A 14,840-nucleotide genomic window follows, 5' to 3' on the forward strand; every position below is an offset into this window, starting at 1 on the left:
GGCACCCGGGACCCGACCCACCCCGGGCCCGCGGGGGGGGGGGGGGGGGGGGGGGGGGGGGGGGGGGGGGGGGGGGGGGGGGGGGGGGGGGGGCTGCGGGGGGGGGGGGCGGGGCGGCGGGCGGCAGCGCGGCGGGGGCGGGGCGGGGGCAGCGCGGGGCAGGGGCAGCGCGGGGCGGGGGCGGGGCGGGCGTTACCAACCGGTCGGGTTGCTGCCCGACTCGCGGGAGATGCCGGAGCCGGTGTCCGGGTAGTCGCCGAAGCGCTTGTGGTGGATGTTCGCGAAGAAGTAGCACATGGACTCGCACTCCGCGTCGAGGACGGCCATGCCCGGCGCGGCGTCGACCGCGTCGTAGAAGCGCCGCCCGGCCGCCACGATGAAGCCCCGGCAGTAGAGGAAGCCGTCGTCGGAGCCGTCGGTGAACTCGTGGATCTCCTCACGGTCGATGTCGTAGAGCCGGCGCTCCAGCACCCGATCCAGATCGGTCAGCTCGTCGCTCGACAGATCGACGCTGAGCGACTCCAGGTTCGCCAGGAACTGCTTGATCCACGTGTCGAGGGCGTCGACACCATCCTCGTCGGCAGCGGGATCCCGGGAGACCAGCGCCTCCCGCGCTCGCTGCGCCTCGGGCCCGCAGGCCTCCCAGGCAGACTCCAGCAATGACCAGAATCGGTCTTCTTCAACGACGGACGGCACGCGGGGAGAGGTCATGCCGGGAGAGTAGCGGGACCCCCTGACAGGAATGCCGCCGCTGCGGCGAGGAAGCGGTCCTCCGCGGCGGCCGCGGCCGGGGAGACGTCGCGCAGCGTGGGGAAGTTGTGGACCAGCCCGGGTTCGCGGCGGTGCCGTACCTCGACGCCGGCATGACGCAGGCGAGCGGCGTAGGCCTCGCCCTCGTCGCGCAGCGGATCGTGCTCGGCGGTGACGATCAGCGCGGGCGGGAGGCCGCGCAGGTCCGATGCGGCCGGGTCGACGGACGGCGCGTGCCAGAGTTCGGGGTCGGGCAGCCACATGTCCCGCCACTGACGGAGGGCGGCGGCGTCGAGCAGCCACCCCGCGCCCTTGGTCGTCATGCTGGGCGAGGAGAGCGAGAGATCGGTGTTCGGGCAGATCAGCAGCTGGGCGAGGAACGGCGTCTCGTCCCGCAGCCGGAGGGCGGCCTGGATCGCGATGAGGCCGCCGGCGGAGTCACCGGCGAGCGCGACCGGGCCCGTCGAGGCGTACAGCTGCCGGATGACCGCGACCGCGTCGTCGATCGCCGCGGGCCACGGGTGCTCCGGCGCTCGGCGGTAGTCGACCGCGACGACGGTCGTCCCGGTCGCCGCCGCAAGCCGCCTGACCTGTGCGTCGTGGGTCTCCAGATCACCGAACACGAAGCCGCCGCCGTGCAGGTAGACCACGGTGACCGCGCTACCCGGCTGATAGACCCGCACCGGGACGCCGTCGAGCCGCCGGTCTTCGGCCGTCATGGCCGGACCCGGTCGCCGGGCCGCCGCACGGGCCCGGGCCGCACCGCGCAGCGTCACCGGATCGGGAACCGCGCTCACCGGCTGGGCGGCAGCCTCCCGCACCAACGCGGCCAGTCGCTCGTCGGCGATCCACGGCCCTCCCGCGTCGTTGCCCAGCCTGACCGCGGCCATCCCGGTGGCGACCGCGACGGCGTCCCCGCCGCTGGAGCCGCCGGGCGTCCGCGCCGGATGCCACGGGTTGACGGTGTCGCCGAAGAGCTCGCTGCGGCTGTGCATCCCGGCCAGGGTCAGCGTCGGCATGTTGGTGTGCCCGACGATCACCGCTCCGGCGGCACGCAGCCGGGCCACCGGAGGCGCGTCGGCCGCGGCGACCAGGTTCCGCAGCCGGGCGGCCCCGTGCGTGGTCGGCACCCCGCCGACGGCGATGCTCTCCTTGACGGTGACCGGCACCCCGGCGAGCGGCCCGGTGGGATTCCGGTCGACCGCGGCGGCGTCCGCCAGCGCCCGCTCGGCGAGCAGCTGGGTGACCGCGTTGACCACCGGGTTGACCTCGGCGATCCGGGCCAGGTGCCGCTCGGTCAGGGCGACCGCGGAGACGTCACCCGTCCGTACCGCCGCCGCCTGCTCCACCGCCGTCAGACGCCACATCTCGTTGCTCACGGATGAGAACCTAGTGAAAGCCGGCCGGAGAGCGCCTCAGAGTTTCCGGGCGACCGCGCCCAGGATCGCCACGTCGTGCGGGGTGGGGCGCTCCGCCGGTGGCGTGCGGGGATGCCACTCGGAGACCGGGACGATGCCCGGGTCGACCGGCGCCAGTCCGGTCAGGTATTCGGCGACCTGGGCGTGCGTACGCGGGAAGGCGTCGCTCATCCCCTTCTCCACCATCTGCCAGGCGAAGGCGGCCTCCTGCGGCGTCGCGTAGTCCAGGGTCGCGTGGGAGAGCACCAGGAAACTGCCGGGCGCGAGCGCGTCGAGCAGTTCGGCGACGATCTCGCGGGCCTGGGTGTGGTCGCGCAGGAAGTGCAGGACGGCGACCAGCGTCAGGGCCACCGGCTGAGACAGGTCGAGGGTCTCCCGCAGGTGCGGGTGGGCGAGGATCTTGCCGGGGTTGCGCAGGTCCTCCTCGATGTAGCAGGTGGCGCCCCGGCCGGCGTCGCTGAGCAGGGCGCGGGCATGGGTCATCACCATGGGGTCGTTGTCCACGTAGACGACCCGGGCGGCCGGATTCGCGCGCTGGGCGACCTGGTGCGTGTTGTCCGCGGTGGGCAGTCCGGTGCCGATGTCGAGGAACTGGCCGATGGACGCCCCGGTGGCCAGATGATGGACGGCACGCTGCAGGAAGGCGCGATTCTCCCGGGCCGAGACGCGTACGGTGGGATGGGCGCGCTCGATCAGGTCGCCGGAAGCGCGATCGGCGGCGAAGTTGTCCTTGCCACCCAGCCAGTAGTTGTAGCGACGGGCGGGATGAACGGTGTTGGTGTCCAGACCCGCGAGGGCGTCCTCGGCCACGTTGATACTCCCCGTTGTCGATGTGTCCGGTGCGCCGACGCTACCGCAGCGGACGCCCCGCGATCCTTTGTAGACGCTGAGAATCGGAACCGGCCCCTAAAGTGGGACGGATGCGGATAGCGCTCATCTCGGATGTACATGGAAATCTGCCGGCGCTCGACGCGGTGATGGCGGCGATCGCCGGCGACGGCGTCGACCTGACGGTCAACCTGGGCGATCTGCTGTCCGGTTACGTTCAGCCGGCCGAGACCGCGGACCGCCTGATCGAGCTGAACCTGCTCACCGTGGCCGGCAACCACGAGCGCCAGGTGCTCACGTTCCCGCGCGAGAAGATGGGCATGGCCGACGGCGTGGCGAGTGACGCCATCCGGGCCGAACACCGCGATTGGCTGAGCTCACTGCCGATGACGCTGGAGCCGGTGCCGGGTGCGCTGGCCTTCCACGGTACGCCCACCGACGACCTCCAGTACCTGATGCACACCGTCGAGTCGACCGGTGCGGTGCGGCCCGCGACGGTGGACGAGGTGATCACCCGACTCGGCGACGTGTCCGGTTATGACCTACTGCTCTGCGGGCACACGCACCTCGCCGGACAGATGACGCTGCCGTCCGGAGCGCTCGTGGTGAACCCCGGAAGCGTCGGCTGGGCCGCCTACGACGACGCGGAGCCGTACTCGCACAGAATGGAGGCCGGGACCCCGCACGCGCGCTATGCGGTGGTCGACGACGCGTCCGGGAAATGGGTGGCGTCCTTCCATTCCGTCGACTATCCCTGGGAGCGGGCCGCCGAGCGGGCACTCGGCTACGGACGGCCCGATGTGGCGGCCATGTTCCGGACAGGACGGGTTTGACTTCCTCCCCCTCCTGAAGGAGAGGGGGATTCCCTTCAGCCTTGCGGCCGAACCGGCTTACGCCGGACGCCTCGCGGCGGGGGTTTCCTGTTTCATCGCCGATTGCAGAAGGGTTTTCCCTTGCTGTCTGACATCAGCTCCGCAGGCATCGCCGGAGGGTTCTCCGGCTACGGCTCGTCCAGCCGCAAGGATGTTCTTCGCCGCGTTGATATCCCGGTCGTGCCGGGTACGGCAGGCGGGACACGTCCAGTGGCGTGTCCCGAGGCCCAGCTTGGGCAACAGGTACCCACAAGTGGAGCAGGTCTTCGAGCTGGGATACCAGCGGTCGATGACGATCAGGTGCCGTCCGGCGCGGGCGGCCTTGCATTCGAGCAGGGACCGGAGTTCGGCCCAGCTCGCGTCGGAGATGGCCTTGGCCAGGGTCTTGTTCCAGACCAGGCGCACACACCCGAAGATGCGGTTGAACGCCGCAACCTGCTCGGGGGTCGGGTAGGCCCGACACTTGTACGCCGAACGCATGTACGAACCTCACACGAGAGGTGACCGTGAGTGAAGTCGTTGTGGTCCCACTTCCGGACCACGTCCTCAGACCGCCCCGGCCCCACCGGGCCGCTCCCACCGGAGCCACCACTCCTCCCCGCCCTGAAGGACGGGGCATCCTGGCGGTATCCCTGTGAAACGCGTCAGATATCACCGCGACGGACTCCGCGTCGAAGAGGCGCCCGAGCCCGTTCCCGGCGACGGCGAACTGCTGATCCGCACCCGGGCGATCGGCGTCACCCTGCCCGCGCTGCGGCGGCTGACCGGTCCCGGCACCGAGCTGCCCACGCTCCCCGGCGGCGAGGTCGCGGGCGAGGTGATCGGTTCCGGTCGCGGGGTGACCGGCTGGGCGCCGGGTGACCGGGTCAGCGCACTGCCGTTCGGCGGCGCCTATGCCGAGGTGGTCACGGCCGCCGTGATGACCGCCGAGCGGATCCCGGACGGCGGTGCCGACGCGCAGGCGGTGGCCCTGGTCCGCAGCGGTCACGTCGCTCTCGGCGTGCTCGACGCGGCGGCGCTCACCGGCGGCGAGTCGGTGCTGGTCACGGCCGCCGCCAGCGGGGTCGGCCACCTGCTGGTGCAGCTCGCGCGCCTGCGCGGCGCCGGCCGGGTGGTCGCGGTCGCCGGTCCGGGCAAGGCCTCTTTCCTGTACGACCTGGGCGCCGACGAGGTGCTGTCCTACACCGACGGCCCCTGGCCCCAGCAGTGCGTGGTCCTCGACGGCGCCGGCGGCGGCGCGTTCACCCGCGGCGTCGAGGCGCTGCGCCCCGGCGGCCGCCTGGTCTTCTACAGCAGCGGCGGCGGCACGATCGACGCGTCCGCACTGCTCGCCGGGTCGAAGACGGTCACCGGGTTCGGCATCGCGAACCTGGCCCGGGGCAACCCGGCCCGGTACGCCGCGCACGGCCGGGAGCTGTGGGAGCTGGCCCTCGACGGGCGGCTGCGACCTGTCGTACACGGGGAGTTCCCGCTCGACGCGGCGGCGACGGCCCATGAGATCGTCGAGGCTCGCGAGAACTGCGGAAAGGTGGTGCTGCGCCCATGACGATCCGCTGGGTGACCGGTTTCCTGGACACACCCGCCGCCCCGGCGACCGGGGCCGAGGAGTTCTGGCTGGCCGTGACCGGCACGACGCCGTCCCGCCGCCGGGGTGACGGCACCTATGCCACCCTGGTGCCCGCCGCCGGGGACCCCTACCTGCGCTTCCAGATCGTCGGCGATCCGCCCGCCCGGGGCCATATCGACCTGCACGTCGAGGACGTCCCGGGGTCCGCCGATCGCGCCGTCGCGCTGGGTGCCCGGGTCACGCACCGCGAGGACGGGCTGATCGTGCTCCGCTCCCCCGCCGGGATCCCGTTCTGCCTGAACACCTGGCACGGCGAGTCGGCCGTGCCCGCGCCGGTCAGCTGGCCCGGCGGGCACCGCAGCGTCGTCGACCAGATCTGTCTCGACATCCCGGATGGGTCCTACGCGCACGAGTCGGCCTTCTGGGAGAAGCTGACCAGCTGGCCGCGGACCGACGTCGGCGAGCCGGAGTTCGAACGCCTCAACCCGCCGGCCGGCCTGCCGCTCCGCGTCCTGCTGCAGCGGACCGGTTCCGGCGTCGCGGGTGTCCACCTCGACCTGGCCTGCGACGACACCGACGCCGAGGTGGCCCGCCACGTCGCACGGGGCGCGACGGTCATCCGCCGCGTCCCCGGCGACTGGTCCACCCTGCGCGACCCGGCCGGCCGGGAGTACTGCGTGACCGCACGCCAGCCCGCGGCCGGCTGAGCGCTCCGTCCGTCAACACGCTCCGTCCGTCAACACGCTCCGTCCGTCAGGATGCGCAGGTCCCGGGCGACCTCCGAACGCGCCACCGGGTCCAGCCCGGCAGCCACCCGGACGGCGGCGAGATGCTGGGGGAGCTCCGGGTCGTCCCAGACGTAGCCGGGGCGGAATCCGATCTCGACGGTGCGGTCGCCCGGCCATCGGCGTACCAGAGCGGTGTGTCCTTGATTGAACGTCCAACCGCGGTGGCTGAGCATGAAGAGACGGCGGCCGGCGACCTCCGTCCCGGTCGCCGCCCGCAGATCTTTCTCGGACAGGTCGAGCAGCTCCCGGCCGAGCTGTGGGAACGGCTGGACGATCGCGTGGTCGGCGAAGATCGCGGCCCACCGCGCCCGGTCGGCGCCGAGATGCCAGGGGTGGGCGACGCCGACGGTGGTGTCCGGATCGAGCTTCCAGGCGTTGTCGTCGAGGTCGGCGAGGCTGCGGTCCTCGGCCGCCCGGAACGTCGCGATCACCGTGTCGCGCTCGTCGAAGACCGCCCAGACCAGGCGCTGGGTCAGCTGCCACATCAGCGGGTGCTCGACCATGAGCTGCGGGAACTCGGCGGCGGTCCAGCGGCGGCCGGTCACCATCGCCTCCTCGAGCGCGCGGGTGCGGTCCGCGACGACGGCCTGCACCTCGCGCTTCAGGTCGGTGAGCCTCCGCTGTGCCGCCGGGGTGGTCGGCCGGGCGAGCCGGGCGCCGTTCCGGTCGGTCACCCAGGGCCGGAACTGATTGTCGAACGCGACCATGAAATGTCCGAGACTGATCCGGGCGTCGACGTCCAGGCCGAAGTCCGGGACGATCCGGTCGGCCAGCTGCTCCGGGCTCAGCCCGCGCTCCTGCGCGATGCCGTCCAGGCGCTGCTGCGCCAGCCGCCGGAAGCCCTCGGTCCGCGCCTTCCCGGCCAGCCGGTGCAGGTGCGTCAGTGCGACGTCGGATCCGATCGCCGCCAGGACGTCCATTCCGGTACGCACGCGCATGCTGCTGCCGGCCCACCCGGGGAAGAGCGCGGTCAGCCCGGTGACGCTGGTGTCGTCGCCGAGCTGGGCGAGCGCCACCATGGCGAGCTTGCTCGGCGCCGGGTACTCGGCGGCCCGCCACTGGTCGAGGATCGCCCACGCCAGCGCCGCGAGGCTGGCCGGATGGCCGAGAAGGCGCACTTTGGCAATGCCGGTGTGGCCGTTCCCGATCGTGGAGGCGGCGAGCATCTCACAGAGCCGGCGCACCGCCTTGCGGGAGAGGTGACCACTGCCGTCGAGCAACGGGACCTCGGGCAGTGAGGCGATGACGAGCCATTCGGGCAGTGCGGGCGCGCGCATCAGGCGGCCGTCGGAGCGCCGCAGCGGCCCGTCCAGGACCTTCGGCGTGAGCCCGTCCTCCGCGGGCGCCGACGCCGGATAGGCCAGTTCGTGATTGCGCAACAGCTCGGCGATCACCTGGTCGTTTTCGGCCTTTTCCGTCAGCACCCGCCGGGCCAGCTCCGGATCGCGCTTGGCGGCGGCCAGCAGCGCCGGCCGGACGTGCCTGTGCTCGATCCGGTCCACCAGCAGCCCGAGAGCCTGCTCGGTCGGGATGGCGGCGAGGGCGCCGATCACTCGTTTCTCATCATCGGAGCCGTCCACCAGGTGCCGCCACGGCTCCCGCCAGTGCCGATCGAGCAGCGCCGCCCAGCCCTTCCCCAGATCCTCTTCGGGTACGCCGGTGGCCACGGCGCCCAGGATGTCCTGGTAGACCGCCCCCTCGACGGTTCCCGCATGGTCGGCCACCAGCTCGCGGAGGATGCGCGCCGCGCGTACCGGATAGCGGTTCAGCACCCCGGACTTCAGCAGCGCGCCCGGCCGGGTCGCGGGCGCACCGATGGTCACCCGGCACATCGTCCGGAAAGCCTCGTCGTCCGGGGTGTTCGCGAGCAGCCGGAGACCGCCGGGGCCGAGGCGGGTGCCGCGGACGTAGGACTTGCGCTCGTGCAGCACCCGCAGCAGCTCACGGTAGAACGGCCCGGCCAGGATCGCCGCCGCGGCCGGCCCGACCCCGTCCATGATCGTGCCGACCTCGCCGATGGGCTCGTAGGGCAGCAGGTACCCGGTGACGTTCCCGCTGAGCAGGCGCAGGTGCCCGACGCTGCTCGCCGCGAGCAGCAGGAGCACCCGCAGCACCCGGTGGTCGCCGCGGACCAGGGCGTGCGGCCCGTCGCCCCACCCGGCGGCGGCCGCGCAGTCCTCGTCCACCCAGGCGGTCTCGGCCGGCGCCAGGTAGGAGGTGACGATCCGCTCGACCGGGCTGGTCCGGAACTCCGCGAGGGCCACACCGGCCTGCCGGTAATCGTTCTCGGACGCCACGGCCAGATGGGCCCGCACCTCGCGGGCCACCGCGCAGAGCGACTTCAGGTCGTCGCCGCGCCACAGCTCCTCGTACGTCTTCGCCGGTTCCGGATCCACCCGCCAGAGTCCGCACCCGGCGACCAGGCGCGCCATCTCACCGGTCGCCCGCGCCGCGAAGACCACCCCGAACCGGGCCACCCAGGCGTCGGCGAGCAGGGTCGCGTACTCGATGTCCCACCAGACGAAGCCGAGCAGCGCCGCCACGGCCGCACCGACCGGGTCGCCGTCGTCGTGCACGCGCCTCGTCAGCCCGGCGTCGTAGAGCACCGCCCGGTCCCCGGTCACCTTCGCCTGGATCTTGGCGTACCGCTCCGACCCCAGATGGTCCCGCAGCCGCTCCACCGCGTCGTCCGGTATCACGCGCTCGGCCCGGACGCCGCCCCGGCGGGGATGCAGCCCCTCCCGCCACGCCTGCGGTACGACCCACGCGTCCTCGTCCAGCCGGACGAACCTACTCATCAACAATCTCCTGTGATCGTTCGATGGCCCCGCCTCCACGACGATCCCGGTTCACGGATCGTTCACCGCACGGCACGATGGGACCATGAGCTTCGATGTCCCGGCCCCGGTCCGCGCCCTGAGCTCCCTCGACCCGATCTCCTACGCCGACTGGTTCACCCTGCCGACCACGCTCACGGCCACCGCGCCGGAGTGGGCGCGGGCGATGTTCGGGGACGCCCCGAACGCCGCGCAGTGGTTCATCTGGCGTGGTCTGCTCGGATTCCCCCTGGTCGCGCACCCGTCACCGGACACGATCGCCGGATGGCCGGTCACCGGCGGCGGCGACGGCTGGGTGCGGATGGAGCAGGCGTCCACGCTCTACCGCGCCAACCTGATCGTCCACACCGGTGACGGCCGGGTCGGGGTCGGCACCTTCCTGACCTACCGGCGCCCGGGGGCGGGATCGTGGTGGCGGCCGCTCTCCACCGTCCACCGCGCCCTGATCCCCCGCGTCCTGCGCCAGGCCGCCACCCGCCTCGGCCGCTAGGACCCGGCTGGTGGTGAGGGGTGCCTCGACCGGCTCAAGACACCCCTCACCACCAGCTGAACCGGACTCAGCGGGTGAGCGTCATCGGCAGGTGAGCGTCATCGGCGGGTGAGCGTCATCGGCGGGTGAGCGTCATCGGCGGGACTGTCGCGCGAGGCGGTGCTGGGCCCGGCGGCCCTGGGCGACGAAGAGCGGCAGCAGGCGCAGGCCCAGGCGGGGGAAGAGCTCGCTGACCCGGGACTGCCAGCCGCGCCAGGCCGGGACCGCGGTGATCGGGCGCGGGTGGTCCAGCACCCGGCGGACCGCGGCGACGACCTCGGCGGGCTGGAGGAGGCGGCCGGAGAAGGAGAGGGCGGAGGCCGGGTCGGTGAGTTTGTCGTAGAGCATCGGGGTCCAGATGCCGGCCGGGCAGACACAGGAGATGTCGATGTCGTGGATGCCGGCCAGGCGCAGGTCGGCGAGGGTGCTGAGGCTGAAACCGAGCGCGGCGTGCTTGGACGCGGCGTAGACGGCCTCGCCGGGCACCGAGGCCAGACCGGCCAGGGAGACCACGTTGACGATGTGGCCGCCGTGCTCGCGCATCGCCTCGATCGCGGTGATCGTGCCCGCCTCCTCCTCGCAGGCCTCAGCCCCGACTCCGGCGAGCTTGGTAGGCTCCCTAAGTAAGATTCAATCTAACTTCGGAGTCGCCGATGTTCGTCGGGAGGCGTGCCGAGCTCGATCTGCTCACCCAGAACCTCGACCGTATCCGTGGCGGCGGCGAGGGGCGATCCGTCGCCATCCGCGGGCGACGGCAGGTGGGCAAGTCACGGCTGGTTCAGGAGCTGTGCGACCGCACTGAACTGCCGTATTGCTTCTACACCGCGGTCAAGGGTGCGTCGAGCACAGAAGCGGTCGGCCAATTCCTGGCCGCCCTGCGTGACTCGTCGTTGCCCACCCCCGCCGGGCGGGATCTCTTGCCGTCACAACCGCCGTCGGGTGGCTGGGGTGACATGCTGCGCGTCCTCGCCGGGGTACTGCCGGACACGCCGAGCATCGTGGTCCTCGACGAACTGCCCTGGCTCTCCGAGCAGGATCAGACGTTCGACGGGCATCTGCAGGTCGCCTGGGATCGGATCCTGTCCCGAAAGCCCGTTCTGCTGCTGCTTCTCGGCAGTGACCTGCACATGATGCAGCGGTTCACCGAGTACGACCGGCCGTTCTACGGCAGGGCCACCAACATGATCCTCGGACCCTTCAATCTCGCCGAGACCGCCGCGGTGACCGGGCTGAGCGGTGCGGATGCCGTCGATGCCCATCTGATCACGGGCGGCCTGCCCGGCATCTGTCTGGAATGGTCGCCGGGGACCCCACCCCTCGATTTTCTGAGTACGGAGATCGCCAACAAGACATCGGTGCTGTTCACCGTTCCTGAACAGTCCCTGGCGTCGGAGTTCCCCGTCCCGGATACCGCCCGGCGTGTTCTGGAGGCGGTGGGCGGAGGCGGTGGCCGTACCTTCAGCAACATCGCGGCGGCCGCCGGCGATCGGGGCGGTCCGGTCAGCTCCGGCACGCTGTCGCCACTGCTGCACCGGCTCGTCGACGAGAAGCGAATCCTCGCCGTCGACAAACCGCTCTCGACCACGCCCAGCAAGCTGGCCCAGTACCGGATCGCGGACAGTAATCTCCGTCTCTACCTGGCGATACTCCGCGATGCGCACCAGTTGGCGCTGCGCGACCGGACGGAGGCCGCCCGCGCCACACTGGACGCCCGCTGGTCCTCGTGGCGGGGCACCGCGGTCGAGCCGATCATCCGGGACGCCCTCGCCATCGCCGCCGGTTCCGGCCGGCTGCCGTGGGCCGACACCTGGGAGGTCGGCGGCTGGTGGAACCGGCAGGCCAATCCGGAGATCGACCTGGTCGGAGCGGACCGGGCCCCGATCGCCTCCCGTATCGCGTTCGCCGGCTCCATCAAATGGCAGGACGGCCCCTTCGACCGGCACCATCTCGACGAGCTGCGCCACCAGGCCCCGCTGATCCCGGGCTTCGAGCCCGGCACCAGTGGCCTGGTCGTCGTCAGCCGCTCCGGCACCGACCTCCCCGCCGGTTCCGCGGACCTGATCTGGGGCCCGGACGACATCGTCCACGCCTGGTCCACCTGACGAGGCGGTTGTCACGTGGGCGGCGGAGGGTCAGTCGGGCTGGCGTTGGCGGAGGTAGGCCAGGACCGCCTCTCGGGTGGTGCGGACGCCGAAGAGGGCGCGGGCCTCGGCGATGCGGCGGTTGGCCGTACGCAGAGAGAGGAATTCGGCGGCGGCGGCCGCGGCGATGGTGTCGCCGGCGGCGAGGCGGTCGAGGAGGGCGCGCTGCTCGGGGATCAGGCTGGCGACCGGGTCGGCGTCGGCGACGCCCCGGTGGACCTGGCCGAGGCGGGCCAGGTCGTCGATGAGGGCGCGGCCGGCCGGGGAGTCGGCGTCGCAGATCGCGACGACTCCGGCGCCGCGAGCCGCGGCCAGGACGGCCAGGCGGACGGCGTCGGTCTCCTCGTCGGCGATCCGGCCGTAGAGGACTATCCGGGCGCCGCCCACGTCCCACGTCGGGTCGGGGAGGGCGAAACCTGCTCGCGCCGTCCAGCCGTCCCGGGCGAGGCGGCGCAGGATCGTGTCGGCGTCGGGCGCGGAGGGGACTACGTGGAGTGGAACGTCGAGCTGTCTGGTCACCGGCCATCCTTGTCTTCGATGTGGTCGGGCCGTGCCGTGGGCGCGGCGAAGGCCAGGGCGGCGGCTTCGGTGCGGGTGCGGGCGGAGAGCTTGCGCATGCTCGCACGGATGTGGGTGTCGACGGTCTCGGTGGAGATGCCCAGCTGGCCGGCGATGCGCCGGGTCGGTTCGCCGGCCGCGACCAGGCGCAGCACGTCGATCTCCCGCTGGGTGAGGCGGCCCCCGGAGCGGGGGCTGCGGACGTCCCGGTGGATCTGGTGACGGCGCAGGCCACGGCGGGCCCGGCCGGCGAGCACGGTCAGGCCGGCGGCGTCGGCGAGCTCCTCGGCGCGGAGCAGCGCGGCGACCGCCCTGTCCCGATCGGTGTCGGTCACTCCGGCGGCGATCAGGCAGCGGATCTGCTCCCGTAGGGCGACCGGCTGCCAGCTGTCGGCGGCGGCCGGGAACCCGGAGCCCATGGTCCAGGCGGTCAGGGTGCGCCGCGCCGGTCCGGGCAGGTTCACCGGCATCGCGGCGTTCTTGCGTACGCCCATGTCATGCGCCGCCCACCGCCCGGTGATCGCATGGAGTCCCGCGAGCAGGCCGATCCCCGTCGGGAGGGCCTCATCCGCGACGGCCCGGTCCGGCTGGCCGTCCAGCCAGGCGGCCTCGCGGGCGACCCAGGCCGGCGCGGGGTGCGCGGGCGCGCCGTCGAGCCGGGAGCGGGCCGCCGCCAGCAGTCCGGTGTCCGCCTCGATCAGCGCGGTCGCCGCGACGGCGTAGGCGCGGGCGTCGTCGGGCAGTGCGAGATCGGTCAGATTCGCGGCACGCCGCAGCACGCCCTCCGCCCCGTCCCCGCCGATCCCCGCGTCGTCGACGGTCTCCTCACCGCCCGGCGCCCCCGGCGAACCGGCGGGAGCATCGGAGGACGCGCCCGGAGATCGATGACCATGAAGGGCTAGTGCCCAGTCGGCGGCCGCACTGAAACGCGTCTCCCAGCCGAACGCGAGCGCCGAGCGGCACGACTCGGCTGCCCGCAGGGCCGCCGAGGCCGACTCGACGAGGCGACCGTCCTCGGCCAGGTGCTCGACGAGCAGCCACGCGCTCCACCGCATGATCAGCGGATCGCCGCCCGGCGCCGCCGCCGCGCCCAGCTCCTCGTCCCAGCCCGGCGCGCGGTGCGCGGCGCGGACCGCGGCCAGCGCGGCGGCCAGCCCGGGCAGCGGCGCCGGGTGCCGGGCGGAGAGCTTCTCGGCGAGTTCCAGGGCGCTCATCGGCTCGGTGGCCAGCCCGGCCAGCAGCAGCACCCGATCGCGGGCGGCCACCACCGGCGCCGCGGCCGCGTCGGGCACGCCGCGTACGGCGTCCCGCGCCGCGTCCGGGTCACCGGCCTGCAGCAGGGCCTCGCCGTGCAGGACGGCGACCTCCAGCGCGAGCGGTGCGGCCGCACCGGTCGCCCGCGCACCGGCCGCGGCCAGCACCGACGCCGCCTCGGCCGGACGGCCGGCGGTCAGCGCGGCGTCCGCGGCGGCGAGGCGTACCCGCAGGTCGACCGGGGTGTCCAGACGGCAGGCGAAGAGCAGCAGGGCGGCCCGCTCACCACCGGCGGCCTGGTCGGCGGCGACCAGCGCGGCCCGGTACGCCCCGGCCGTGTCACCGGCGGCCGCCAGATGTCGCGCGGCCTCGGACGGCGGGGTCAGCTCGGCGAGGCGGACGTGCAGCACCGTCCGCGACTCCTGGTCCAGCAGGCCGGCGGCGGTCTCGGCGACGTAGGCCGACACCGGCACCAGCGCACCACCCGGCTCGGGGGCCACGAGACCGGCGGCGATCAGATCGTTCGCACCGGCGCCCAGCAGCGATGCCGGGGCCGGACGGCCGAGCAGGCCCAGCGCGGCCAGGGCGGTCCGTGCCGGACGGGGGAGATCGGCGAGGGCGGTCGCCAGGGCGTACGCGAGCTGATCGGTCTCCTGATGCGCCGGAGAGCGACCGGCCGCAGCCTGCCGGGCCAGCGCGGTGATCGCCAGGGGGTTGCCACCGGCGCGCGCCACGACCGCCTGCGTCGCGGCCTCGTCGAGGCGCGTCGCGGTGTGCCGGGCGAGGGCGACGGCAGCGTCGTGGTCCAGCGGGGGGACCGGCAGCCAGGCCGTCGCCGCTTCGCGGAGTCTCTCGTACGATCCGTCGCCGATCCGATGCGGCGTGCGAAGCGCGACGACCACCCTGCACGTGCGGGCCAGGTGCGGGATCGCCTCGATCGTCGCCGGGTCACAGTGCTGGAGGTCGTCGAGAATGAGCAGGCCGCCCCGCACCCGGGAGCGCACCGCCTCGGCGAGCAGGTGCACGTCGTCGGCGGGCAGCCGGGCACGCACCGCACGCGAGAGCGCGAGCGCCGGAACCGTGGCGAGCATCGCCAGACCGCCACCGGCGTACACGGGTCCGGGCACCGCCGTGGCGAGACGGCGCAGCACCGTGCTGCGCCCGCAGCCGGGCGGGCCGGTGACCACGACGAGGGCCGGACCGTGACGCAGAGTGGAGGATGCGGCCAGGAAAGGCTCGTCCGCCACCTGTTTCCTCCTTCACTGGCACGAACACGGGATCCCCCACGCGGCACCCGC

Annotated in this window: 13 protein-coding genes; 5 read left to right on the forward strand and 8 right to left on the reverse strand. The window is 73.2% G+C overall.

Annotated features, from left to right (window positions below):
• Window positions 1-192: 192 nt before the first annotated feature.
• The 3 genes from AB0M08_RS25670 to AB0M08_RS25680 are packed head-to-tail and all read right to left on the reverse strand — an operon-like array spanning window position 193 to window position 2,978.
• Window positions 193-711 (reverse strand): hypothetical protein, encoded by a 519-nt coding sequence (locus tag AB0M08_RS25670; RefSeq protein WP_364498034.1) that lies wholly within the window; start codon window positions 709-711, stop codon window positions 193-195.
• Entirely contained in the window at window positions 708-2,129 is a 1,422-nt protein-coding gene (locus AB0M08_RS25675; RefSeq protein ID WP_364498037.1) for an alpha/beta fold hydrolase, read from the reverse strand. The genes AB0M08_RS25670 and AB0M08_RS25675 overlap by 4 nt, the downstream gene beginning before the upstream one ends.
• A gap of 36 nt (window positions 2,130-2,165) precedes the next feature.
• Window positions 2,166-2,978 carry an SAM-dependent methyltransferase gene (locus AB0M08_RS25680; protein WP_364498039.1) on the reverse strand — a complete coding sequence of 271 codons (813 nt, stop codon included), beginning with the start codon at window positions 2,976-2,978 and terminating at the stop codon, window positions 2,166-2,168.
• A 110-nt stretch (window positions 2,979-3,088) separates the two neighbouring features.
• Between AB0M08_RS25680 and AB0M08_RS25685 the strand changes: the two genes are divergently transcribed.
• Window positions 3,089-3,829 carry a metallophosphoesterase family protein gene (locus AB0M08_RS25685; protein ID WP_364498042.1) on the forward strand — a complete coding sequence of 247 codons (741 nt, stop codon included), beginning with the start codon at window positions 3,089-3,091 and terminating at the stop codon, window positions 3,827-3,829.
• Window positions 3,830-3,886: 57 nt separating this feature from the next.
• On the opposite strand, the gene AB0M08_RS25690 is transcribed toward AB0M08_RS25685, so the two are convergent.
• Complete coding sequence (locus AB0M08_RS25690) at window positions 3,887-4,348, reverse strand: zinc ribbon domain-containing protein (protein WP_364498044.1); 462 nt, start codon at window positions 4,346-4,348, stop codon at window positions 3,887-3,889.
• 154 nt (window positions 4,349-4,502) lie between these two features.
• Between AB0M08_RS25690 and AB0M08_RS25695 the strand changes: the two genes are divergently transcribed.
• A complete protein-coding gene (locus AB0M08_RS25695) occupies window positions 4,503-5,414 on the forward strand; it encodes a zinc-binding alcohol dehydrogenase family protein (RefSeq protein ID WP_364498046.1) in 912 nt (303 codons plus the stop codon).
• Window positions 5,411-6,142 carry a VOC family protein gene (locus tag AB0M08_RS25700; RefSeq protein WP_364498049.1) on the forward strand — a complete coding sequence of 244 codons (732 nt, stop codon included), beginning with the start codon at window positions 5,411-5,413 and terminating at the stop codon, window positions 6,140-6,142. Before AB0M08_RS25695 ends, AB0M08_RS25700 begins: the two co-directional genes overlap by 4 nt.
• Before the next feature lie 29 nt (window positions 6,143-6,171).
• Here AB0M08_RS25700 and AB0M08_RS25705 read toward each other — a convergent pair whose 3' ends face one another.
• Window positions 6,172-9,021 (reverse strand): DUF4132 domain-containing protein, encoded by a 2,850-nt coding sequence (locus AB0M08_RS25705; RefSeq protein WP_364498051.1) that lies wholly within the window; start codon window positions 9,019-9,021, stop codon window positions 6,172-6,174.
• Window positions 9,022-9,106: 85 nt separating this feature from the next.
• On the opposite strand from AB0M08_RS25705, the gene AB0M08_RS25710 reads away from it, so the two are divergent.
• Window positions 9,107-9,550, forward strand: coding sequence for a hypothetical protein (locus AB0M08_RS25710; RefSeq protein ID WP_364498052.1), 444 nt, complete (start codon window positions 9,107-9,109; stop codon window positions 9,548-9,550).
• A 132-nt stretch (window positions 9,551-9,682) separates the two neighbouring features.
• Here AB0M08_RS25710 and AB0M08_RS25715 read toward each other — a convergent pair whose 3' ends face one another.
• Entirely contained in the window at window positions 9,683-10,219 is a 537-nt protein-coding gene (locus AB0M08_RS25715; RefSeq protein WP_364498311.1) for an SDR family NAD(P)-dependent oxidoreductase, read from the reverse strand.
• Between the two features lie 23 nt (window positions 10,220-10,242).
• Here AB0M08_RS25715 and AB0M08_RS25720 point away from each other — a divergent pair, with 23 nt between their 5' ends.
• Entirely contained in the window at window positions 10,243-11,691 is a 1,449-nt protein-coding gene (locus AB0M08_RS25720; protein WP_364498055.1) for an ATP-binding protein, read from the forward strand.
• A 30-nt stretch (window positions 11,692-11,721) separates the two neighbouring features.
• Here AB0M08_RS25720 and AB0M08_RS25725 read toward each other — a convergent pair whose 3' ends face one another.
• Together AB0M08_RS25725 and AB0M08_RS25730 are read right to left on the reverse strand one after the other, a co-directional pair.
• Entirely contained in the window at window positions 11,722-12,249 is a 528-nt protein-coding gene (locus AB0M08_RS25725) for a LuxR family transcriptional regulator (RefSeq protein WP_364498057.1), read from the reverse strand.
• Complete coding sequence (locus tag AB0M08_RS25730; protein WP_364498060.1) at window positions 12,246-14,789, reverse strand: LuxR C-terminal-related transcriptional regulator; 2,544 nt, start codon at window positions 14,787-14,789, stop codon at window positions 12,246-12,248. Before AB0M08_RS25730 ends, AB0M08_RS25725 begins: the two co-directional genes overlap by 4 nt.
• Window positions 14,790-14,840: the final 51 nt, after the last annotated feature.

It is taken from the genome of Actinoplanes sp. NPDC051851 (assembly GCF_040681165.1).
Lineage (GTDB): Bacteria > Actinomycetota > Actinomycetes > Mycobacteriales > Micromonosporaceae > Actinoplanes.

Coding starts and splice junctions, on each gene's coding strand:
- AB0M08_RS25710 (WP_364498052.1), top strand. CDS start 9,107: ATGAGCTTCGATGTCCCGGCCCCGGTCCGCGCCCTGAGCTCCCTCGAC.
- AB0M08_RS25685 (WP_364498042.1), top strand. CDS start 3,089: ATGCGGATAGCGCTCATCTCGGATGTACATGGAAATCTGCCGGCGCTC.
- AB0M08_RS25700 (WP_364498049.1), top strand. CDS start 5,411: ATGACGATCCGCTGGGTGACCGGTTTCCTGGACACACCCGCCGCCCCG.
- AB0M08_RS25690 (WP_364498044.1), bottom strand. CDS start 4,348: ATGCGTTCGGCGTACAAGTGTCGGGCCTACCCGACCCCCGAGCAGGTT.
- AB0M08_RS25705 (WP_364498051.1), bottom strand. CDS start 9,021: ATGAGTAGGTTCGTCCGGCTGGACGAGGACGCGTGGGTCGTACCGCAG.
- AB0M08_RS25720 (WP_364498055.1), top strand. CDS start 10,243: ATGTTCGTCGGGAGGCGTGCCGAGCTCGATCTGCTCACCCAGAACCTC.
- AB0M08_RS25670 (WP_364498034.1), bottom strand. CDS start 711: ATGACCTCTCCCCGCGTGCCGTCCGTCGTTGAAGAAGACCGATTCTGG.